Raw genomic sequence first — 21,037 nt, 5'->3', positions numbered from 1 at the left:
AGTTTCTTGATTCATTAGGGGCGTGTTGAGAGCCGATGAAGTTGTTGCAGGTTTTCCTGGCAGATTTTTCTGAATGACGGACTAATGCGGTCATCACTGGCAGCGGACTGCCAGAAATCCAGGGCGATAGGATAAGCAGCTTCCCAGGCTTGGGTCTGGTGTGGATGGGGAAGTGTTGGGGCAAATTGCCGTGGTGGTATTTCTCCTCCTGACAGAGGGGCATAGAGCATGGGGAGCATGTCGTAGGCAGGGGAGAGGTGCAGGGGTTCGCCCATTATGAGTTGGAATGACAGGTTGCCCGGATGCATATCATTGTTTGCGATCAGGCGACCAAACCACCATAGGGTTTCGACTTCCAGCAACAAGGTCTCTGGCAATAGTCCGTTTTTTATCAGGGGCTGTACCAGTGTGGGCCAGTCACCGCTGCCTTTGCCGGAAAAAACAGCATCCAGGCTGGTTAACGAGATTAGTGGAAGGCGGCCATGTGTGCCACAGCGGTCAAATCGCTCGACTTCAAGAAAAGTCCTGCCTGCAGATTGAATGATGCGGCTGCTCGCTGCTTTGAGGTGTCTGTTTTTTTTCAGGGTTTCCAGTGCCAGATGTTCACATACGAGCAAGTCTGCCCAGCGCTGGACAGGAAGGGAGGCATCTGCACCAGAAAACTTCACAATGACATGCGGTGTTGTGCTGCCTGGCAATGCTCGCTGGGCAGTAAATTTTGGAAATTCGCCACCAGCACTGGATCCGCTGCCGGAAAGTGAAATGGCCTCAGTGGCCAGTGCTGCATAGTGGTTGGGTAATTGATCGGGAGGAATGATGGTTTCAGGATGGGCGATATTCTCCAGCCACTGTTGATAGGCATGGTAGCCGATAATTAGATTACCTGGCGTATCGTTGCCACGGCGGCTGAGTGCGTACACGATATGGTCATCTGACCATGCTTCCGGATCGGTAGGCACATCAAGGTCTGTAGAAAAGGCCCTGGCAAATTTTCGCCCCAGATAACCTTGTGGGCGCATATCGTAAAGCGGATAGGGAAGTCCCTCCCATGCGCCGGAAAGGTGTTCGCGATCTATAGGCCAGGCAGAGGGCACGAGATTAAACACGCTGCCTTGCGGTTCGACCAGATGCAGAAAGTCGAGTGCTTGACCTTGTCCGTGCGCATCAATGGCGTAGACGGGAATCGGGTCGTAGGTGCCGCGTAGTGCCCTGCGCCAGGCATAGCGTGCGTACTTGGTCACACCTGTGCGGACAATGTTGGTTTCGTGTTCTTGCAGGATACGGTGCAGGGTGGGAATGCTGATACCAAGGGTTTGGGCTAATGAGGAGGCTGAGCTCCATCCCCTTACGCGCAGGATTTGACTCAACCGGGCACGGGCACTCTCGTTTTGTGGGCGCATTCCGCTATTATCTTATAAGTTATAATAAGATAATTCTATTTATATTTATAATAAAGTCAATGAGTTATGTATTTTATTTTCTTTGTTATGATAAGTTTATTCTGACGACTGTTTCTGGCCAAGCATAGCTTTGATATTCGCCATCTTACTTTTACCATACTCCTTGCTGACGGATTGGTCGGCGCTATTAAATGGGTTGCCGAAGTGTTTGACGTCGTCCTTGGGTAGCTCTGCGATAAAACGGCTGGGTTCGCAGGCTTGCATCTCGCCGGCGCGTTTGCGTTTTTTGCACCAGGTGATGTTGAGCGATTTTTGGGCACGGGTGATGCCTACATACATCAGGCGGCGTTCTTCTTCGATCTGGTCGCTGTCGATAGAGTTGGTGTGCGGCAGGATGCCGTCTTCGCAGCCGATCAGGAATACATGGCCGTATTCCAGGCCTTTGGAGGCGTGCAGGGTGGAGAGCTTGACAGCGTCCGGTTCGCCGTCTTCACGGCCTTCCAGCATGGTAATCAGTGATACCAGTTGTGTCAGTTCCAGCAGGTTTTTACCATCTGATTCGTTACCGTATTCGGTCGAGGCTTCGCCTTTTTTACTCAGCCAGGCGACGAATTCCTGCACATTGCCCCAGCGTGTTTCGGCGGCACGTGCTTCTTCACCATCGTATAAATAAGTTTCATACTGGATGGCGGTCAGCAGGTCGTTTAATACTTCATTGGCCGGGTCTTTGACTGCGCGGCCTTGCAGGGTCTGGATATAGCGGCAGAAGGTTAACAGGTCATCCAATTGCTTGGCACCGACTTCGTGCTGAAATTCTCCCTCGAAGGCGGCTGCGAACAAGGACATTTTGTGCGCACTGGCGTATTCACCCAGCCGTTCCAGCGTGGTGTTGCCTATGCCTTTTTTCGGCGTGGTGGCAGCACGGATAAACGCCGGGTCGTCGTCTTCGTTGGCGATCAGGCGCAGGTAGCTGGTGATATCCTTGATTTCGGCCTTGTCAAAGAAAGATTGTCCGCCGGAAATGGTGTAGGGGATTTTATGGTTACGTAAGAACTGCTCGATGATGCGTGCCTGGTGGTTGCTGCGGTAGAGGATGGCGTAATCCTTGTAGGTCGTGCGGTGCTCGAACTTGTGCGCTTGCAGTTTCATGACCACGGTTTCGGCTTCATGTTCTTCGCTTTGCGTCGCCGTGACATGGATCAGGTCACCGGTGCCGTGTTCGCTCCACAGCTTTTTTTCGAACAATTTGGGGTTATTGGCGATCACATGGTTAGCGGCGCGCAGAATCCTCACGGTGGAACGGTAGTTCTGCTCCAGCTTGATGACTTTAAGTTTGCTGAAGTCCACGGTCAGCTGGCGCAGGTTTTCGACGTCGGCACCACGCCAGCCATAAATGGCCTGGTCATCGTCGCCCACGGCGGTGAACTGGCCACGCAGGCCGGTCAGTTGCTTGATCAGTTTGTACTGGCAGGCGTTGGTATCCTGGTATTCGTCTATCAGCAGGTAGTGCAGTTTGCGTTGCCATCTGTCCAGCATGTCACTGTGCTGGTCAAACAGTTCAACCGGGACTTTGATCAGGTCATCAAAATCGACTGCCTGGTAGGCACGCAGGGTTTGCTGGTAAAGCTGGTAGACACGCGCTGCGGCATGCGTGAGTTCTTCGTCCGCCTGGGCTTTGGCTTGGTCTGGGTTGACAAAGGCATTCTTCCAGCCGGAAATCTGCCATTGCGTTTTGCGCAGTAACTGTTTGTCGGTGGTAGCCAGGATATCGCTGAGGATTTTAAAACTGTCGGAAGCATCCAGGATGGAGAACTGCGGTTTGTAGCCGAGCAGGGCGGCTTCCTGGCGTAGGATCTGCAAGCCCAGCGAATGGAACGTGGTGACGGTCAGGCCCTTGCCGCTTTTGCCTTCCAGCAGCGGTGTGACCCTTTCCTGCATTTCACGCGCGGCTTTATTGGTAAAGGTGATGGCGGCAATCTGCGAGGCTTTGTAGCCGGCCTGGTTGACCAGATAGGCGATTTTTTGCGTGATGACGCGGGTTTTGCCGCTGCCAGCTCCGGCCAGCACCAGCAGGGGACCGTCCAGGTAATGGATGGCTTCACGTTGTGGAGGGTTTAACAGATGTTGCATGGAACTTCAGGAATTGGTAACGCAAACAGGGAGGGAAATTAGCCTGTATGGACTATTTAACCCGTTCATTTATATGAGTATAGTCGCACAACTATCGTAATTCTGACTGTTCAGGTAACTTCTTTTGACCTTCCCTGTGCTGGATCTCAATAGCGTCATTCTATCATCAATCGGCCTTGCCTTGACCCTGGTACTGGTACTGCTGGTGTTTGGTGCATACCAGCAGAAAGCGCCGGTGATGCGCTGGGCAGGCGGCCTGTTGACGCTGGGCGGCGGCTATAGCCTGTATTTCATTTCACGCGTGGTGGATATGGATGGGGTGCGCCCGGGCTATGCCGCGCTGGCGATGACCCTGGCGGCGCTGGGTATCAGTATTTATGTCAACGGCATCCGCATGCTGCGTGGCTATCGCGTCTACCGTTACCGCTCCCTGCTGGTCATGACCATTTTGCTGAGCTGCAATACGGTGATGCTGAATTTGCATGCGCCGGTCAGGTGGCTGATCCTGGGCAACCTGTTTATCCTGGTCTGGGTGTTTGTATATGGCTGCCGCAGCCTGGCTGGTTATGGTACCGATTTTGTGGCGCAGGTGTTCTGGTTGTGCTGCAGCCTGTTTGCCAGCCTCAGCCTGTGGCTGGTATTCCTGATGCTGGAAGTGGTACTGGCAGATGAAGCCGATCTGGCCAGCTTTTTAGCCTGGCCGGTACATGCCTATATGGCGGCGGCGACTGTACTGGTGCTGATGGCAGTGACCAGCCTGTTATTGCTGGTCATGAATATCCGCACCCAGGCGGGGTTACAGGCCATGGCAACTATGGATAGCCTGACTGGTACGCTGAACCGCCGTGGCTTGCAGGATTCGGCCAACCGCATGCAGGCCGTGTCACAACGTATGGCCTTGCCCATGGGTATGCTGATTGTCGACCTGGATTATTTCAAGAAAGTGAATGATGTCTATGGCCACCTGGTGGGGGATGTGGTGCTGACATCCTGTGCCGCGACCATACGCTCCGCCTTGCGCGGTGGCGATGTAATCGGCCGGTATGGTGGCGAGGAGTTCTGCATCCTGTTACCCAATACCGGTGAGCAGGAGGCCATGGTGCTGGCCGAGCGTATACGCCGGACCATAGAAAAGACACCGGTCAGTATTGCAGGGGTAGAGAGCATGCATGACGATACCCGGGCGATCAAATGCACGGTCAGTGTGGGCGCGGTGAGTTCTGAAACCGTGGGTTACGCACTGGATGGCATGTTCGCTGCGGCAGACCAGAACCTGTATAAAGCCAAGCAGCATGGCCGCAACCGCGTGGCCAGCAATATGGAACTGCTGATGACCCAGCTGCCGCGCGAAATCAGCAGGCCTGCCAAACGGCACGCCCGCGTGATTGCGTAAGCTGTTTCCCTTAAAGGCTATCGGTTTCTTCTGGGGCAGTGCCCACTTGTGAGGCTTGTTCGCGCAGCAGGGCGGCGGCGTGCGCCAGCATGTCAGCGCGGCTTTTCGGCGATTCCAGACTAACCCTGCCGATGGCACCGCTGCGATAATCGGTCAGCAATGCCATGGCGGTGCGTTCCATATCCCATGCACCGTCGGTGCGTTTATAGGCGCGGCGTCTGGCGATGGCTTCCAGCAGATCTATACCGTCCATCTGTTGCACATCCAGTTTCATCACATCAAGCTTGTAGCGGATGTTGAGCAGGGCCGGGTATTGTTCCAGCAGTAAGTTGCCGAGAAATTCCGCTACATCCTCATCAATGACGGCGTTACGGCCAATGGCGTGGCTGGCGGCCAGCAGGTAGCCATCGGATTCATGCTCGATTTTTGGCCACATCATGCCGGGCGTGTCGGTGATATTCAGGCTGTCGCTCAGTTCAAAGCGTTGCTGGCTTTTGGTCACGGCCGGTTCGTCGCCGACTTTGGCCGCGCGGCGGTTGAGCAGGGCATTCATGAGGGTGGATTTGCCGACGTTGGGGATGCCCATGATCATCATGCGCAAGGGCTTGAGCGGGCTGCCCCGATGCGGTGCCAGCTGGCGGCACAGGCCGGGGATTTTTTTTGCATCGCCGGCTTTTTTGCACGAGAGAGCGACGGCTTTGGTATTGGGCTGGCTGTTGAAGTGATTAAGCCAGGCTTGCGTGATTTGCGGGTCGGCCAGGTCGGCCTTGTTGAGGATTTTCAGGTTGGGACGCTGGCGGAAATTGCGCATCTCCTCAATCATGGGATTATGGCTGGCTGCCGGCACGCGTGCATCCAGCACTTCAATCACGACATCGATATGCTCCAGAGTTTCTTCCGCCTTTTTGCGGGCGGATGTCATATGCCCCGGAAACCATTGTATCGCCACCTTACACCTCAAATTCTGCCATAAAGCCGTATTTTAACATTGCCGCGATGTTCTCGCGCGCATGGCCGCTTGTGCAGTCACTACTTCCAACTGTAGCCGAGCGTGAACAGCGCACGCGTATCGCCTTTTCTCTGGTCGTCTACCGGGCGGCTGTCGTAGTTGTAATCCAGCTGGGTGGTGGCATTCAGTCCCAGCAGGAAAGGGAAGCGCAGGCCGGTGGAACTATAGAGCAGGATCTGTGATGGTGCCCTCGGTGTATACATGACTTCATGCCGGTGGAATACCTGCACAAATGAATCAAACAGGAACTGGTTGTAGTTGACTGCCCAGCGTAATGCGGCATGATTTTCATCATTTTCCTGGTAATAATCCTGGGTAATCCAGGAGAGGCCGCCTTCCAGGGAGAGGTTCAGCTTTTCTCCTTCAAACATCTGGTAACCGGTACCCGCACCATAGGTGCTGCGCAGTTTGATATCGCGGAAGCGGTCTTTTTCCTGGATGGTGTTGAGGTAGCTGAACCATTTGGGTGTGAAAAAATGGTCATACTGGCCACGGACGCGGGCATCATTTTGTGTTTGCTCGCCGTTATCTTCTGTCCAGTAGTAATAGCCCTGCACGGTATAACGATCTTCCAGTCCGCGCGTGATGGACTCGCCATTGAGCTGCATATTGCGGTTTTTGCTATTGCCATTATTAAAGGTGCCGCCCAGGTTGAGGTTGCCGCTCCAGACATAGCCTTCACCGATCAAATCGCGGGACGGATTGATATACTGGATCTCGGCCAGTTCGGTGTCTATCAGCGGTGCGTTGGTTTCCTCATCCAGGATAATCTGGCCCTGCTCGCCATGCTGGAGACGGCCAGTGACCAGGCTGCCATCCGCAAGCATCATCACTAGCGGTTTGTCTGCATCCACGCTCTGGATTTCGGCCCACTTCAGCTTGATGTCGCCGGCATAGCTGGTTTTAATCACCAGTTGGTCGGTGACCTTGATGACCAGTGTGCCGGTGATCCTGTCACCATTTTTCAGTCGTACACTGTCGGCAAATGCATGGCCTGAACATAAGGCGTAGATGACCATGAGGAGGAACAGGCAAACCCTGCGGAATTTCTCCAGCTGGATAAAAACCATGCTGGCTGACTTGGATGACATACATACTCCCTGATGCGTTTGAACAACTTCGCGCCGGGTGACGGCGAATTGAATACAGTCATGAACTGGCATGGCTGTGCGGCTGGCAAGCGCACCCCGGGAAAACAGGGGCATGGCGCCAAGATTGCCCAGCCTGATAGGTAGTCAGCAAAAACATACCCGAGTTCCCGCAGATCTGCGCCTCATCATGGCAGATGCCGGGCAGGGGCGTATGCTGCTAAACTACGCGTTTGCTATTTTAAAGCAGTCAAACGCATGGTCAACCCAATATTGCCGCTTTCAACATTACCGCCCGAGGTAAAACCGGGCCAATCCCTGCCCTTGTTGCAGGCGCTGCATATCCTGACGCGGGATGGCAAGCTCAACCAGGATAGTCGTCGCAAGCTCAAGCAGGTTTACCACCTGGTCAATTTTATCGAACCGCTGATGCAGGCGGTGATGACGAATCAACCGGCCCCGGTGCTGGTGGATCACGGTGCAGGTAAATCCTATCTTGGTTTTATCCTGTATGACCTGTTGCTTAAACAACACGCAGGTGGTCGGGTGATCGGTATTGAAAGTCGTCTCGAACTGATTGAAAAATCCCGGCAACTGGCCGAAGAATGCGGATTTGAACGCATGCAGTTTGAACATTTGACCGTGGCAGAAGCCATGGATGCTGCACAATTGCCGGGCAACGTCGATATTGTCACGGCTTTGCATGCCTGCAACACCGCTACCGATGACGCCATCCAGTTCGGCCTGCAGAAACAGGCGCAATACATGGTGCTGGTGCCATGTTGCCAGGCCGAAGTTGCAGAAACCATGCGCCAGCACAAGGCAGAATCCCTCTCCAGGACTTTTCTCGGTGAGTTATGGCGGCATCCTATCCATACACGCGAATTCGGTAGTCATGTGACCAATGTGCTGCGTTGCCTGGAACTGGAAGCCCATGGTTACCAGGTGACCGTGACAGAATTAGTTGGCTGGGAGCACTCGATGAAAAACGAGCTGATCATCGCCAGGTATACCGGCCAGAAAAAGCGCAGTGCCCGCGAACGTGGCCAGCAATTGATGGAGCAGCTGAACCTGACCAGCCTGGCAGCGCGGTTTAACCTGACTGACTAGGCAAATAGGCAAGCATGGCTGCCAGGTGCGCCAGCGGAGCGTGGGCAATCAGCATAAAAAAAGCCTCTGGTACATGGGATACCAGAGGCGAGTTGGAGCGTCATGCCCCAGGGAAGAGACGTTATTTGATTAGAAACGTTTGCCTATGCCCAGACTGATGACCCAGGGATTGATATCCAGCGAATCAATTTTTGCCCAGCGGTTACCTGTGGTGGCGCTCTTCATTTCCACATCGGTATCCATCCATACATATTTCACGTCTGCGTTAAGCAACCAGCCATCTTTCAGGTTGACATCAATACCGGCTTGCAGTGCAGGGCCGAAGCTGTTGCGGTCAATTTTGATTTTCTCACCGGCAGTGGCGCCGGATTCGAAACGCAAATTGCGGTCCAGCATGAATGTGGCATTGATGCCGGCACCCACATAAGGGTCAAAGGTCTGGTCAGGATTGAAGTGCCACTGTGCCGTCAAGGTAGGCGGCAGCAAGTTGACGCTGCCCAGATGCTGGTTACCCACGACACCGGCACTGTCCCCGCTGATTTTGACATCATGTCTGGTACCCAGGGCCAGGATCAGTTCGGTGGCGATATTCTTGGTCCAGTAGTAACTGATATCCAGCTCCGGAATAGTGTTACTGTCAACTTTTAGGTCTGCACCGGGCGTCATCACGGCGGCCCCGACTGCTTTATTCACGGTGCTGCCCAGGCGGCTGCTTTCGTTCGGGCTGATATTGGTGGCGCGCAGGCGGACTACCCAGTCACCTTCTTCAGCCTGCACGTGCATGGCAGGCAGCAAGGCGGCCAACATTAAACTGATTACGGTTTTTTTCATTGTTCTCACTCCATTTGTCTTGAATTTGAAGATGCTGATTGGTCATGCGTTGAATATGGGCGCATTGTAGGAGGGTGCATAAACCCCGGTATTGACGCACGTCAATTCAGGACAGTTTTGTGGTGAGCGTCGCCAGGCTGGCAGGAAATGGGGGAGAAGAAAGCAAAATACCCGCGGCAGGCGCGGGTATTGGCGAAGGATGTTGCGGTAGTCCGGTTAATAATCGTTGCGCTGCTTCCAGGCGTTATCCAGGGTTTTGGATTTTTGTTCAAAGGTGGATTTTTTTGTTTCCAGGTCTTGTTGCGCCTGTACTTCATCTGCCTGGTACTGTTTTAATTTTTCCTGCTCCCGATTGACCAGCTCCTGCTGGGATTTGATTTTCTGCCGGATATCATCCAGTTTGCTGATGGCGTCACCATAGGCATCACGCGCACTTGCTGCATCATTCTGTTCGGTCAGGATGGACCTGGCAAACGCTGGCTGGCCCAGCGCAGGCAGGAGTAATAAAACCAGGAGGAGGGGGTGTACGCGCATGCATGACTCCATGAAAATGTAATAACAGAGATGTGGCTCATTATATCGCCATCTGGCCGGATATTCGCCGTTTGCTGCCAGGTGGCTATGTTGTGTGTTTAGTAAACCGCAACGGCATTAGGTTCCTGTGCCTTAAAAGAGCGGCAGGTTTCCAGGCGTCATTCGATCAGCTGATTGATTCATCTTGATTTGATCTGGCTCAATACTGGCAATTATTCATTAAGTTATTGTATAAAAAAGAGAAAATAATCTTTTTTGTAGGACAAATACCGTCATAAACAACAGACAAAATGGATGTCAGTACACATTGATATCTTGATAAAGGGATAGAGCGCAGTATGAAAATAAATTTGCCAGTCACTAGCACGGAAATTCAGTTCGATGATGATCAGTTCATGCTGACCAGGACCAACCTCAAGGGCATCATTACTTACGCCAACAAGGATTTTATCCAGACCAGCGGGTTTAGCGCCTCGGAACTGGTAGGCAGCAGCCATAATATCGTGCGTCACCCCGATATGCCCGGGGAGGCATTTGCCGATATGTGGCGTAGCCTGAAAGCGGGCAAGCCCTGGGCCGGGCTGGTGAAAAACCGCACCAAGCAGGGAGATTTCTATTGGGTGGTGGCCAATATCACGCCGGTGACCGAGAATGACCAGGTGGTGGGCTATTTGTCTGCCCGCAGAAAACCGACACGTGAGCAGATTAACGAAGCAGCAACGGCCTACCAGTTGTTTAAAACCGGCCAGGCCAGCGGCCTGGCTATCGTGGACGGCAAGGTCGTCAAAGAGTCACCTTTTCGCTCATGTGTCCGCTTGCTGGGAAATATCACCCTCCGGCAGCGGCTGATGGGCATGGTTGTACTGGCGATTGCCTGCCTGGCAGGATTGGCTGGCGCAGGCGCGGCAGGGGTGTTCACGTTTGCGCCTGTCATGGCTTATGCCGGTGCGGGCCTGGCCATACTTGCAATCATGGGAAGCGGCCTGCTGGTTTCCCGCTCAATCACACGCCCCCTCGCCAGCACCATGGGCGCGGTCAGGGCAATCACCCTTGGTAATTACACCACTTGTATTGATGCGCAGGGTAGCAACGAGTTGGGCGAAGTGCTGCAGGCACTGAAAAAAATGCAGACATTGCTGAGTGTCAACGAAAACACCCTGAAAGAATCTGCCGTAGAAACCCGGCAGCAAGCGGCATTGTTCGAGAATGAACTGGCCGCCATCCAGAGATCGACGGGTGCCATAGAGTTCAGCCTGGATGGGACGGTGATGGCAGTGAATGATATTTTCCTGTCCGTGCTGGGCTATACGCGCAGTGAGCTCCTGGGCATGAGCCATCACCAGCTGGTGGAGCCAGCCTTTGTGGACAGCGGCGCTTACCAGGCATTCTGGCAGCGCTTGAACTGTGGCGAATCTATCAAGGGTGAGTTTTTGCGGATCGGCAAAGATGGCCGGGAAATCTGGCTGGATGCCACTTATAATCCGATTCTGGATGCGGATGGCAAGCCTTACAAGGTGGTCAAATATGCCACGGATATCACGGAGCAGAAGCTGAAGAATGCCGATTTCGAAAGTCAGATTACCGCCATCGGGAAATCCCAGGGCGTGATTGAGATTGGCCTGGATGGCACGGTGCTCAAGGTCAATCAAACCTACCTGGACATGCTGGATTACACTGAAAGCGAGCTGGTGGGCCACAGCATGACCAAGGTGCTGGATCCGGCATTTGTCGGCAGTGCGGCCTGCACTGCCTTGTGGAACAAGCTGGTGAATGGCGGTTCTGATATGGGTCAGTACAAGCGGATTGCCAGGGATGGGCGCGAAGTCTGGATTCAGGCTTCTTACCACCCGATCTACGATTTGAAGGGACAGCCGTGCAAGATCGTGAATTACACTATGGATATTACGGAATCCAGGCTGATTGCCGCGGATAATGCAGGCCAGATCTCGGGTATCCATCAAAGCCAGGGGGTGGTTGCCTTTACGCTTGATGGCACTATCCTCTCCGCCAATGCGTTGTTCCTGAAGGTATCCGGCTATGCCGAAGATGAAATTGCAGGCAAAAACCATGGCATGCTGGTGGAGGCAAGCTATCGCTCCAGCATGGAATACCAGGCGTTCTGGAATGCCTTGCGTCGTGGCGAGGCGCAGGCCGGCCAGGTGAAGCGGGTGAGGAAAGATGGCACGACCATGTGGCTACAGGCGCTTTATAACCCTATCCTGGATATGAATGGCCAGCCTTTCAAAGTCGTAAGTTATGTGACGGATATCACCACGCAGCACGAAAGTGCACTGGCACTGACCAGTGCCGTGGAAGAAACCAGGGCGATGATTGAAGCAGCCAAAGCCGGTGATTTAAGTAACCGCGTTTCCATTGCGGGGAAAACCGGGGATATTGCGGCCTTATGTGATGGCGTGAATGCCCTGATGGACAAAATGGCAGAAGTCATCCTGCAGGTACGTGAGGCATCGGCTACGATTAATACGGCGGCATCTGAAATCTCGGGCGGTAACAATGACCTGTCCAGCCGTACCGAGCAGCAGGCATCCAGCCTGGAACAAACTGCGGCCAGTATGGAAGAGCTGGCTTCTACCGTGAAACAGAATGCGGATCATGCCAAACAGGCCAGCCAGCTTGCCGCTTCCGCTTCTGAGGTGGCGCTGAAAGGCGGGGCCGTGGTGGATGAGGTGGTGGCAACCATGCATGCAATCAATGAGAGTGCCAAACGGATTGAAGCAATCATCTCTGTGATTGACGGTATCGCATTCCAGACCAATATCCTGGCGCTCAATGCCGCCGTTGAGGCTGCGAGGGCCGGTGAGCAGGGGCGAGGGTTCTCCGTTGTTGCAGCGGAAGTACGCAACCTGGCCCAGCGCTCGGCTTCCGCTGCCAAGGAAATCAAGGGCCTGATTGACGATTCTGCCAGCAAAACCGCTCAAGGTAGCCAGCTGGTGGGACAGGCCGGCAGAACCATGAACGAGGTGGTCACAGCGGTGCAGCAAGTCACCGGTATCATGAGTGAAATTGCGGCTGCTTCGGTAGAGCAAAGCACGGGGATTAGCCAGGTCAACCAGGCCGTCATGTCCATGGATGATGTCACACAGCAGAATGCCGCCCTGGTAGAGCAGGCCGCCGCGGCTTCGGAGTCGCTGGTCGAGCAGGCGGAAACCCTGGTGAGGGCTGTGAATGCGTTCAGGCTAGGCAACGAAAGAGAGGCTGACCGGCATGCCACTGTCAGCCATATCCATGCGTACAGCCATCAATCGCCTGCGTCAAAGGTACCAGGGCTACAGGCGCATGCCCCGTTTAAAACCCAGTTTCGCACTGGTACGCATTAAGCCATAAAAAAACCGCCGGGAGACCGGCGGTTTTCTGTTCAGCGCTGGCTGATTATTTGTTCATGACGTACATGGTCACTTCAAAGCCAAAACGCATTTCTGTTGCAGCTGGTTTAGTCCACATGATGATCTCCTTTTGGTTGTTAGTTGAAGTGCATCCCGGTGATGTACTTGTATGACTGCTACTATACGCCGGTGTTTCAATTGCTCCCTGCGGTGATCACGTAAAATCTACTCATGATTTTACGTAGTTTAATCAGGCCTGAAATGCACCTGAACCATGCGCATACATTAAAGCTGCGTAATCACTTCCTCTTCCCCCGGCGCCACTGACGCCTGTATTGCCCAGTGTGGAAACGGGTCCGGCAGTTTTTTCCAGGCAGCCATGCCTGAGGCAAGCTCCGCTTCAGTCAGTAGGCAGGCATCAAAACGGGCTTGAAGGGCTTGTTGATCCATATGCATACCGATAACTACCAGTTCCTGCTGGCGGTCACCATAAGGCGTTTGCATGCGGGAACGGATATGTTGCAGGCTCTCTGCATCTTCAGGCCAGAATTCTTCTGGCGTAGCCGCCCACCACATACCTGCCAGTTCAGTCCTGGTCACGGCACCCGCCTGTGACCACATGGCGCAGAATTCGGGACGGGAGGCGATCCAGTAACGCCCTTTGGAGCGCACAACCCCTGGCCACTCGCTATTCATCCATTGCCATAAACGCTGGGGATGGAATGGTTTGCGGGCGCGGTAAACAAAACTGGAAATCCCGTATTCCTCAGTCTCCGGTATATGTTCGCCGCGCAAGGCCTGTAACCAGCCAGAGGCTTCTGCTGCTTGGTCAAAATCAAACAGTTCCGTATTCATAATACGGGTAAGCGGGACTTTGCCAAATGTGCTGTGGATGATTTGCGCCCGTGGATTCAGTGTCTTGAGGATGCCTTCCAGGCGGGAGATTTCGCCCAGCGTCATCAGGTCAGTCTTGTTGAGGATTAACACATCGCAAAACTCGATTTGTTCAATGAGCAAATCCACCACTGTGCGTTCATCTTCTTCGCCCAGGGATTCGCCACGGCTGGTGAGCATATCCTGTGAGCTGTAGTCTTGCAGGAAGTTGTAACCATCGACGACAGTCACCATGGTATCCAGTTGCGCGATATCGCTGAGTGACATGCCTTCTTCATCGGCAAAAGTAAATGTTTCCGCAATGGGCAACGGTTCGGAAATGCCGGTTGTTTCAATCAGCAAATAGTCGAAGCGGTTTTCCCTCGCCAGGCGCGTAATTTCTACCAGCAAGTCTTCGCGCAAGGTGCAGCAGATACAGCCATTGCTCATCTCAACCAATTTCTCTTCCTGCCGGGATAATTCAGCGCCGCCATCGCGCACCAGTTGCGCATCGATATTGACTTCGGACATATCGTTGACGATCACCGCAACGCGCAGGCCTTCGCGATTATTCAAAATATGATTGAGCAGGGTAGTTTTCCCTGCGCCCAGAAAACCGGACAGTACTGTCACTGGGAGTTTTTTCATGTGAAGGTTCCTTAATGGTTGAATTGCCGTTCGCGGCGCTCATGACGCTCTTGTGCTTCCAGGCATAGTTTGGTGGTGGGCCTGGCTAGCAACCGTGCCAGGCCAATCGGTTCGCCGGTTTCTTCGCAGTAGCCATAATCACCATGTTCAATGCGTAGCAGCGCTGCATGGATGGTTTTGACATGTTTGCGTTCCCGCTCCCGCGTGCGTAGCTCCAGGCTTTGTGTTTCCTCCTGGGTCGCCCGGTCTGCAGGGTCAGGCGTTTCCTGCTGATCGAGCAAATGCTTACTGGTCGACTGCATATTGCCTTGTAGTGCCTGTAATTGCGCTTGTAGCAGTTGTTTGAAGAATGCGAGCTGAGCCTTATTCATATAGGCATCTTCAGGCATGGCGAGGAGTTCAGATGTATTGAGCATTTAGAAGCAACTTTATTGCATTGCAATAAAGTTGCATTTTAATGTGTGCAAATTTTATTTGCAACTATGTTGCATTATTGGGGCAGTAAAACGGAGAGCTTAAGGTGCCGGAATGAGGGTGTTGCTTGAATGTTCCAGCGCAAGAGTATGCAGTTTATGTCTGCTGACAGTCCGGGCACAGCCCTTTTAGGCTGATGTCGATTTGGGAGACCTGGTAGGTATCAAAAATTGTTTGCGGGATATGGGCGGCCAGTTCGTGAATACAGAGTACTGTTCCGCAGCGCTGGCAATGCAAATGCGCATGACCATGGCTACTTAACAGGCTGGTGTTGTTTGAGGGGTCTGCGGCCCGGTAGTTACGTTTTGGGGCGTTCAGTTGAAATTTCCAGGCGCGGTCATCGGTGGAAATTTTATGGATCAGGGTATTTTCCAGTAACCAGTCCAGCACACGATAGACGGTGACCCTGTCTATTTCTTTAATGCCTTGCAGGGCGGCCAGGATCTCGGGGTGGCTGAGCGCGGTGGTGGAGTGTAACAGGGTATTTAAAACCGCAGTCCTGGCTTTGGTCGGGCGTAAGCCAGCATCGGTCATCAATTGTTCGGCAGTTTGCATATTTCAATTATGAACTGCAGGACAACATGGAGCAACCGGCTTTCTGGCGTGCCCAGTCCGGGCGCTTTTTCGCAAACTCTTCCATACCGGCCTGCTCGGTATATGGATGACGCAACACTTCCAGCAGGGCCAGCAGGCGCGTGTTGTCGCCTTGTGCCGCTAAATCTATCGCTTCCTGCGCCATGTAGTTGCGCAGTACATAGACAGGATTGTTTTCTGACATGCGTTGCAACCGCTGCGCTGGGGTTAGGGCGGACTGCTGCACGCGCTGGCTGTAGCGATCCAGCCAGGCCTGAACATCCTGCCCGAACTGTTGATAACCCTGCTCGGTATAAAAAGCCGCCTGCAAGGTGGAAAGCTGTGGCTGGGAGATATCCAGTTGTTTGAGGTGCGTGAAAAACAGGGTCTGGTCAACCTCGGCGCGCTGCATCAGTTCAAACACGGCATTGATCAGCTCGCCATCGTTTGCCTGCCAGTTATCCAGGCCGAATTTGCTGGCCAGGGCAGTGGACAATTCACGAATATAGACCTGGTCAAACTGGCTTAAACCCTGTGCCAGACCATGACTGTCCGGCAGGATGGTTGCCAGTGCTTCTGCCAGGCGCTCGAGGTTCCAGCGCGCAATATCCGGCTGACGGCCATAGCAGTAACGGCGGCCTTGTGCATCGGTGGTATTCGGTGTCCAGCCAGGGTCAAAGTTATCTATCCAGCCATAGGGGCCGTAATCTATGGTCAGGCCCAGGATGGACATATTGTCGGTATTCATCACGCCGTGCACGAAACCGATGCGCATCCAGTGCGCAATCATGATGGCGGTGCGTGTGCAGATTTCGGCAAACCAGGCTTCTATCAGGGCTTGCCCAGGATGATCAATATCCAGTAACAGTCCGGTTTTTGGCCACCAGTCGGCAAAATCGCGGTCCAGGGTGAAGCCGATAAAGCGCTTGAGCAAGGGCAGCTCATCGCGGCTGGCCAGTAGTTCAAAATGGCCGAAACGCGTAAACGAAGGTGCGACCCGGCAGACGATGGCACCGGGTTCAAATTGCGGGTTGCCGTCATAAAACATGTCACGCACCACAGGCTCGCCCGTGGTCACCAGGCTTAAGGCGCGGGTGGTCGGGATGCCCAGGTGATGCATGGCTTCGGAGCACAAAAATTCGCGCAGACTGGAGCGCAGCACGGCGCGGCCATCGGCAGAGCGCGAGTAGGGTGTTTCCCCGGCGCCCTTGAGCTGCAATTCGAAGCGCTGCTGATTGTGTATCAGCTCGCCCAGGTAAATGGCACGCCCGTCGCCCAGCTGGCCGGCCCAGTGGCCAAACTGGTGGCCGCCATAGCGCGTGGCATAGGTAAACATGCCCTGCAAGGCGCCATTGCCGCCCAGCGTTTGTATCATGGCGGGATCCTGCATATCGGCTTCGCTCAGCCCCAGCATGTGGGCGACCTCCTGACTGTAAGCGAGCATTTCAGGCTGCCGGACCGGCGTCGGTTGTACGGCAGACCACAGGCTGTCACTCACCTGGCGGGTGTAGTTGTCTTTTACCGGGTCGCCCGGCAGTTCGCGGATAAAGCGATTATCGAAGATTAACGGGTGCATACGGGTATTTTAGTGCCTATTGCCAGTTTGGGGAGTGATTCCGGGGTGAAAGTTCAGTGCGCGCCAAAAAAGTCCATGCTTCTCGGGTAAAATACGCTTTTGAATTCTGTTGGCGTGTGGTCGCACGCCGTAATTTCCCGCAATGAATGTTTTTTACGAAGAAGACGGTGGCTTCAAAATCGCTTCCATCATGTCCGAAGCGGACAGCAGCATGCAGGTCGAATCCAGCAGCGGTAAGCGCAGCAAGATCAAGACAGCGAACGTCCTGATGCGGTTTGACGCCAGCCTGGCTGGCTTTATGGAAGCGGCGCAGGCAGAAGCCGACACGCTGGACACTGATTTCCTGTGGGAATGCTGCGGGGAAGCCGAGTTCGGGTTTGAGGCGCTGGCTGAAGAGTATTATGGTGGCAAGCCCAGCCGTCAGCAGGCCGCGGCGATTGCGATCAAGCTGCATGGCGCGCCCATGTATTTTTACCGCAAAGGCAAGGGCCATTACAAGGCTGCGCCAGATGACACTTTGAAAGCGGCGCTGGCCGGGATGGAGAAAAAGCGCCAGCAGGCAGAATTCATGGCGCGGATGGTCGAACAGCTCAAAGCAAAACAGTTGCCTGATAGCATGGCAGGCAAACTGGACCAGTTGCTATATGCACCGGACAAGAACTCCCTGGAGTGGAAAGCGCTGGACCAGGCTGCCAGCGAGCTGAAAAAACTGCCCGTGCAGATATTGCATGCTGCGGGCGCGATCCCTTCCATCCATGATTATCACCTGGGTGCGTTCCTGCGCGAATATTTTACGCGTGGCACGACATTCCCCGCATTTTCCCTGGCGGAATTGCCTGCTGAGTTGCCTTTGTCCGAAGTGCAGGCGTTCAGTATTGATGACAGTACCACCACTGAAATTGATGATGCCTTGTCGGTGACGCCATTGGCGAATGGGCATACGCAGGTCGGTATCCATATTGCTGCTCCGTCACTAGGTATTTCTCCGCGTGAAGCACTGGATCATGAAGTCATGAAACGTTTGTCTACGGTGTATATGCCGGGACATAAAATCACCATGTTGCCGGAAGTGGCCATCCGGCCGTTCAGCCTGGATGCCGGTGAAACCAAGCCAGCCTTGTCCTTGTACCTGGAAGTGGCGGCGGATTTCACCATCGTCAGCCAGCGCAGCTGCCTGGAGCGTGTGCGTATCGCTGACAATCTGCGCCACGATACACTGGAACCCTACTTCAACGAAACCGTACTGGAGCAGGACAGCGGTCATCCCTTATGGGCGCCACTGGTGCTCCTGTTCCGCTTTGCCGAAAGCCTGGAAAAGGCGCGTGGCAAATATGACCCGACCCGGCCACAACCGGTGGACTATAATTTTTATGTCACCGAAGGCATTGTCAGCATTGTCAACCGCCAGCGTGGCTCTCCCATGGACAAACTGGTGGCTGAGCTCATGATAGCTGCCAATAGCCAGTGGGGATTATTGCTGGCTGAGCACGGCGTGCCTGGCATCTACCGTGCACAGAACGGCGGCAAGGTATATATGACCACCAAGGCTGAGGCTCACCAGGGCCTGGGCGTCGCACAATATGCCTGGTGTACGTCGCCACTGCGCCGTGCGGTGGATTTGATTAACCAGCGGCAAATTATCAGTGTACTGACATTGCAACCACCGGTTTACGCTGCGAATGGCGATGAAATTACCGGCCATATGCGCCAGTTTGACCTGACTTATAATGCCTATAACGAGTTCCAGACCCGCATGGAGCGTTACTGGTGTTTGCAATACCTGATCCAGGAAGATATGGCAGAAGTGGAGGGCACCGTCTGGCGTGAAAACCTGGTGCGCCTGAAAGACCTGCCTTATATGACCAAAGTACATAGCCTGCCAGTACTAAAACCTGGCAGCAGAGTGCAACTGGCCATCCAGCACGTGGATACCTTGCTGATGGAGCTTGATTGCAAGTTCCTGCGCCTGATTGAAGAAACAGGCGAAGAAACTGCGGCTGATGCAGCGGGTGACCCGCCGGTGGCCATGGTGGAAAGTACATAATGTTTAAACTGAATCGTAAAATCCACAAAGCCGTTTCCGATTTCGAAATGGTGGAAGTCACCGAAACCGATGGTGTGCGTTCCATGCACCTGGGTTCGCCCACTATACAGAGCAGTATGAAGGTCAAGGATCCTTATGCGCTGGTGCTGGCGTATTCCTGGGGCATGCTGGGCAGCCTGCTGTTCAAGCCGGCAATCCGCAATACCGTGCTGGTCGGCCTGGGCGGCGGTTCCATTGCCAAATATATCTGGCAATACTGCCCGCAGATTCAGCAAACCGTGATTGAACTGAACCCGCAAGTGATACAAGTGGCGCGCAGCCATTTTTACGTGCCTGACGATGATGAGCGCCTGGCCATCGTTGAAGGTGACGGCATCGCTTATATCCGCCAGCATCCCGGCAGTTGCGATTGGCTGATGATGGATGCGTTCGGCAGCAATGGCCTGCCGCCAGATTTCTGCACGCAGGCATTTTTTGATGAATGTGCCGACGCCTTGCCGCCGGACGGCCTGTTTGCGATTAACCTGTGGGGCTCGGACAAGAAATTCGATATCTATATGCAGCGCATGGAGCAGAGTTTTGAACAGCGCGTACTGATGATGCCGACTGGCAAACCAGGCAATATCATTGTGTTCGGCTTCAAGCCGGAACTGGCTATCCCTGACCTGGCGACCTTACGTAAACGGGCGCAGGAGGCGACACAGACACACCACATTCCCTTCCCGGATTTGATTGACCGCCTGCAGAGCGCCAACCCCAATGATGGTAAAGTTTTCACCCTGGGCAGAGATTAATCCGCCCGATCAGGACATCACCACTTATGCATAACCATTATTTTGTCACTTGCCCGCGCGGCCTGGAAACCCTGCTTGTCGAAGAGCTCAAGCAGAGCGGGGCGCGTGATATCAAACCGACCGACGGCGGTGCCAGCTTCAGCGGTGACTTAGCCGTGTGCTACCACATCAACCTGCATTCACGTGTGGCCACCCGTGTACTGATGCAGGTCGGCAGCGGTAAATACGTTAAAGAAGACGATATTTACCAGGGCGCACTGAAAATCAACTGGCCGAACTGGTTTGATGTCAGGCACAGCATGATGGTCAAGGTGACCGCCGTGCGCAGTCCGCTGAAAAGCCTGGAATTTATCACCTTGCGCGTCAAGGATGCGATTTGCGACAAATTCCGCCAGGTAGTGGGCAGCCGGCCGAATATTGATACGCGTGAACCTGCGGTACGCGTGCACGTGTACCTGACCAGTGACCGTTACCAGCTTTACGTGGATACGTCCGGTAATCCGCTATACCAGCGCGGCAACCGCAAAAACAGCATAGAAGCGCCCTTGCGTGAAAACCTGGCGGCTGGCATCCTGAAGCTGACCGGCTGGCAGCCGGGACAGGTCTTGCTCGACCCCATGTGTGGCAGTGGCACCTTTTTACTGGAAGCAGTGATGATGGCGCTGAATATCGCGCCTGGCCTGAACCGCAATTTTGGTTTCGAAAAACTGAAAAACTTTGAATCCGACACTTTCAGGAAAATCCGCAATGCGGCGGCCAAAGCGATGAAACCAGTCAGTTTCCAGGGCATTTATGGTTCGGATATGGATTTGCGTGCGGTACGGGTGACCAAACAGAATCTGGAAATGGCTGGCTGGCTGGAGGCGGTGCAACTGACACACTGGGAATTCACGCAGGTGGTTCCGCCTGCGGACAGCGGTGTGCTGGTAGCCAACCCCCCTTATGGCGTGCGTATCGGTGAAGATGACACGCTGGCTGAGTTGTATCCGCAGATGGCGGCCACGCTCAAGCAGAAATTCAGTGGCTGGAACACTTATTTCCTGACTAATGATTTACGCATGCCCAAGCTGATGCGCCTGAGCCCGAGCAAAAAAACACCGTTGTTTAATGGCCCGCTGGAGTGCCGCCTGTTTGAAATCAGGATGGTGGCCGGCAGTAACCGTCGCGATAAACCAGCCTCGGCAGCACAGCAGTCACCAAACAGCTAAATAACGAT

The 21,037-nt window shown here is 54.0% G+C and carries 18 protein-coding genes; 7 read left to right on the top strand and 11 right to left on the bottom strand.

Going from position 1 to position 21,037, the window contains the following annotated elements; all coding sequences use genetic code 11:
• Positions 1-14: 14 nt before the first annotated feature.
• Both yjjJ and BLP53_RS00845 read right to left on the bottom strand, forming a co-directional pair.
• Positions 15-1,400, bottom strand: a complete 1,386-nt coding sequence (gene yjjJ, locus BLP53_RS00850; RefSeq protein WP_091468378.1) for a type II toxin-antitoxin system HipA family toxin YjjJ — start codon at positions 1,398-1,400, stop codon at positions 15-17.
• Between the two features lie 96 nt (positions 1,401-1,496).
• Positions 1,497-3,530, bottom strand: coding sequence for a UvrD-helicase domain-containing protein (locus tag BLP53_RS00845; protein WP_091468374.1), 2,034 nt, complete (start codon positions 3,528-3,530; stop codon positions 1,497-1,499).
• A 124-nt stretch (positions 3,531-3,654) separates the two neighbouring features.
• Here BLP53_RS00845 and BLP53_RS00840 point away from each other — a divergent pair, with 124 nt between their 5' ends.
• Positions 3,655-4,923: a GGDEF domain-containing protein gene (locus BLP53_RS00840; protein ID WP_245652554.1), complete on the top strand. Its 1,269-nt coding sequence runs from the start codon at positions 3,655-3,657 to the stop codon at positions 4,921-4,923.
• A gap of 10 nt (positions 4,924-4,933) precedes the next feature.
• Here BLP53_RS00840 and ylqF read toward each other — a convergent pair whose 3' ends face one another.
• A complete protein-coding gene (ylqF, locus tag BLP53_RS00835; protein WP_091468371.1) occupies positions 4,934-5,872 on the bottom strand; it encodes a ribosome biogenesis GTPase YlqF in 939 nt (312 codons plus the stop codon).
• 80 nt (positions 5,873-5,952) lie between these two features.
• Positions 5,953-7,023, bottom strand: a complete 1,071-nt coding sequence (locus tag BLP53_RS00830; protein ID WP_091468367.1) for a DUF481 domain-containing protein — start codon at positions 7,021-7,023, stop codon at positions 5,953-5,955.
• Positions 7,024-7,035: 12 nt separating this feature from the next.
• Here BLP53_RS00830 and BLP53_RS13850 point away from each other — a divergent pair, with 12 nt between their 5' ends.
• Together BLP53_RS13850 and BLP53_RS00825 are read left to right on the top strand one after the other, a co-directional pair.
• Complete coding sequence (locus BLP53_RS13850) at positions 7,036-7,167, top strand: hypothetical protein (protein ID WP_281202779.1); 132 nt, start codon at positions 7,036-7,038, stop codon at positions 7,165-7,167.
• A 111-nt stretch (positions 7,168-7,278) separates the two neighbouring features.
• Positions 7,279-8,130: a class I SAM-dependent methyltransferase gene (locus BLP53_RS00825; protein ID WP_091468364.1), complete on the top strand. Its 852-nt coding sequence runs from the start codon at positions 7,279-7,281 to the stop codon at positions 8,128-8,130.
• A gap of 129 nt (positions 8,131-8,259) precedes the next feature.
• On the opposite strand, the gene BLP53_RS00820 is transcribed toward BLP53_RS00825, so the two are convergent.
• A complete protein-coding gene (locus tag BLP53_RS00820) occupies positions 8,260-8,961 on the bottom strand; it encodes an OmpW/AlkL family protein (RefSeq protein WP_091468361.1) in 702 nt (233 codons plus the stop codon).
• Positions 8,962-9,177: 216 nt separating this feature from the next.
• Positions 9,178-9,495, bottom strand: coding sequence for a hypothetical protein (locus BLP53_RS00815; protein WP_091468357.1), 318 nt, complete (start codon positions 9,493-9,495; stop codon positions 9,178-9,180).
• 338 nt (positions 9,496-9,833) lie between these two features.
• Here BLP53_RS00815 and BLP53_RS00810 point away from each other — a divergent pair, with 338 nt between their 5' ends.
• Positions 9,834-12,833 carry a PAS domain-containing protein gene (locus BLP53_RS00810; protein WP_091468354.1) on the top strand — a complete coding sequence of 1,000 codons (3,000 nt, stop codon included), beginning with the start codon at positions 9,834-9,836 and terminating at the stop codon, positions 12,831-12,833.
• A 52-nt stretch (positions 12,834-12,885) separates the two neighbouring features.
• Here BLP53_RS00810 and pqqA read toward each other — a convergent pair whose 3' ends face one another.
• From pqqA to BLP53_RS00785, 5 genes are all read right to left on the bottom strand, one after another.
• Complete coding sequence (pqqA, locus tag BLP53_RS00805) at positions 12,886-12,957, bottom strand: pyrroloquinoline quinone precursor peptide PqqA (protein WP_081624291.1); 72 nt, start codon at positions 12,955-12,957, stop codon at positions 12,886-12,888.
• Between the two features lie 167 nt (positions 12,958-13,124).
• A complete protein-coding gene (gene zigA / locus BLP53_RS00800) occupies positions 13,125-14,360 on the bottom strand; it encodes a zinc metallochaperone GTPase ZigA (protein WP_091468352.1) in 1,236 nt (411 codons plus the stop codon).
• An 11-nt stretch (positions 14,361-14,371) separates the two neighbouring features.
• A complete protein-coding gene (gene dksA / locus BLP53_RS00795; RefSeq protein ID WP_091468349.1) occupies positions 14,372-14,776 on the bottom strand; it encodes an RNA polymerase-binding protein DksA in 405 nt (134 codons plus the stop codon).
• 154 nt (positions 14,777-14,930) lie between these two features.
• Entirely contained in the window at positions 14,931-15,389 is a 459-nt protein-coding gene (locus tag BLP53_RS00790) for a Fur family transcriptional regulator (protein ID WP_091468344.1), read from the bottom strand.
• Between the two features lie 7 nt (positions 15,390-15,396).
• The gene (locus BLP53_RS00785; protein WP_091468339.1) at positions 15,397-16,983 is read right to left on the bottom strand and encodes a protein adenylyltransferase SelO; all 1,587 of its coding nucleotides are present in this window, start codon (positions 16,981-16,983) and stop codon (positions 15,397-15,399) included.
• 142 nt (positions 16,984-17,125) lie between these two features.
• On the opposite strand from BLP53_RS00785, the gene BLP53_RS00780 reads away from it, so the two are divergent.
• From BLP53_RS00780 to BLP53_RS00770, 3 genes are read left to right on the top strand one after another with little or no spacing between them, the layout of a single operon-like run.
• The gene (locus BLP53_RS00780) at positions 17,126-19,027 is read left to right on the top strand and encodes a ribonuclease catalytic domain-containing protein (RefSeq protein WP_091468332.1); all 1,902 of its coding nucleotides are present in this window, start codon (positions 17,126-17,128) and stop codon (positions 19,025-19,027) included.
• The gene (locus tag BLP53_RS00775) at positions 19,027-19,821 is read left to right on the top strand and encodes a polyamine aminopropyltransferase (RefSeq protein WP_091468329.1); all 795 of its coding nucleotides are present in this window, start codon (positions 19,027-19,029) and stop codon (positions 19,819-19,821) included. The genes BLP53_RS00780 and BLP53_RS00775 overlap by 1 nt, the downstream gene beginning before the upstream one ends.
• Before the next feature lie 26 nt (positions 19,822-19,847).
• On the top strand, positions 19,848-21,029 hold the full coding sequence (locus BLP53_RS00770) for a THUMP domain-containing class I SAM-dependent RNA methyltransferase (protein WP_091468326.1): 1,182 nt from the start codon (positions 19,848-19,850) through the stop codon (positions 21,027-21,029).
• Positions 21,030-21,037: the final 8 nt, after the last annotated feature.

The organism is Methylophilus rhizosphaerae (assembly GCF_900100975.1).
Taxonomy (GTDB): domain Bacteria; phylum Pseudomonadota; class Gammaproteobacteria; order Burkholderiales; family Methylophilaceae; genus Methylophilus; species Methylophilus rhizosphaerae.
Note: the sequence above shows the minus strand (reverse complement) of the source record. Positions and strands in the feature narration are given on the sequence as shown.

What these genes read in the sequence shown, in the direction of transcription:
- yjjJ (WP_091468378.1), bottom strand. Translation starts at nt 1,400, where the DNA reads ATGCGCCCACAAAACGAGAGTGCCCGTGCCCGGTTGAGTCAAATCCTG.
- BLP53_RS00845 (WP_091468374.1), bottom strand. Translation starts at nt 3,530, where the DNA reads ATGCAACATCTGTTAAACCCTCCACAACGTGAAGCCATCCATTACCTG.
- BLP53_RS00830 (WP_091468367.1), bottom strand. Translation starts at nt 7,023, where the DNA reads ATGTCATCCAAGTCAGCCAGCATGGTTTTTATCCAGCTGGAGAAATTC.
- BLP53_RS13850 (WP_281202779.1), top strand. Translation starts at nt 7,036, where the DNA reads ATGCGTTTGAACAACTTCGCGCCGGGTGACGGCGAATTGAATACAGTC.
- BLP53_RS00825 (WP_091468364.1), top strand. Translation starts at nt 7,279, where the DNA reads ATGGTCAACCCAATATTGCCGCTTTCAACATTACCGCCCGAGGTAAAA.
- BLP53_RS00820 (WP_091468361.1), bottom strand. Translation starts at nt 8,961, where the DNA reads ATGAAAAAAACCGTAATCAGTTTAATGTTGGCCGCCTTGCTGCCTGCC.
- BLP53_RS00815 (WP_091468357.1), bottom strand. Translation starts at nt 9,495, where the DNA reads ATGCGCGTACACCCCCTCCTCCTGGTTTTATTACTCCTGCCTGCGCTG.
- BLP53_RS00810 (WP_091468354.1), top strand. Translation starts at nt 9,834, where the DNA reads ATGAAAATAAATTTGCCAGTCACTAGCACGGAAATTCAGTTCGATGAT.
- zigA (WP_091468352.1), bottom strand. Translation starts at nt 14,360, where the DNA reads ATGAAAAAACTCCCAGTGACAGTACTGTCCGGTTTTCTGGGCGCAGGG.
- dksA (WP_091468349.1), bottom strand. Translation starts at nt 14,776, where the DNA reads ATGCTCAATACATCTGAACTCCTCGCCATGCCTGAAGATGCCTATATG.
- BLP53_RS00790 (WP_091468344.1), bottom strand. Translation starts at nt 15,389, where the DNA reads ATGCAAACTGCCGAACAATTGATGACCGATGCTGGCTTACGCCCGACC.
- BLP53_RS00785 (WP_091468339.1), bottom strand. Translation starts at nt 16,983, where the DNA reads ATGCACCCGTTAATCTTCGATAATCGCTTTATCCGCGAACTGCCGGGC.
- BLP53_RS00780 (WP_091468332.1), top strand. Translation starts at nt 17,126, where the DNA reads ATGAATGTTTTTTACGAAGAAGACGGTGGCTTCAAAATCGCTTCCATC.
- BLP53_RS00775 (WP_091468329.1), top strand. Translation starts at nt 19,027, where the DNA reads ATGTTTAAACTGAATCGTAAAATCCACAAAGCCGTTTCCGATTTCGAA.
- BLP53_RS00770 (WP_091468326.1), top strand. Translation starts at nt 19,848, where the DNA reads ATGCATAACCATTATTTTGTCACTTGCCCGCGCGGCCTGGAAACCCTG.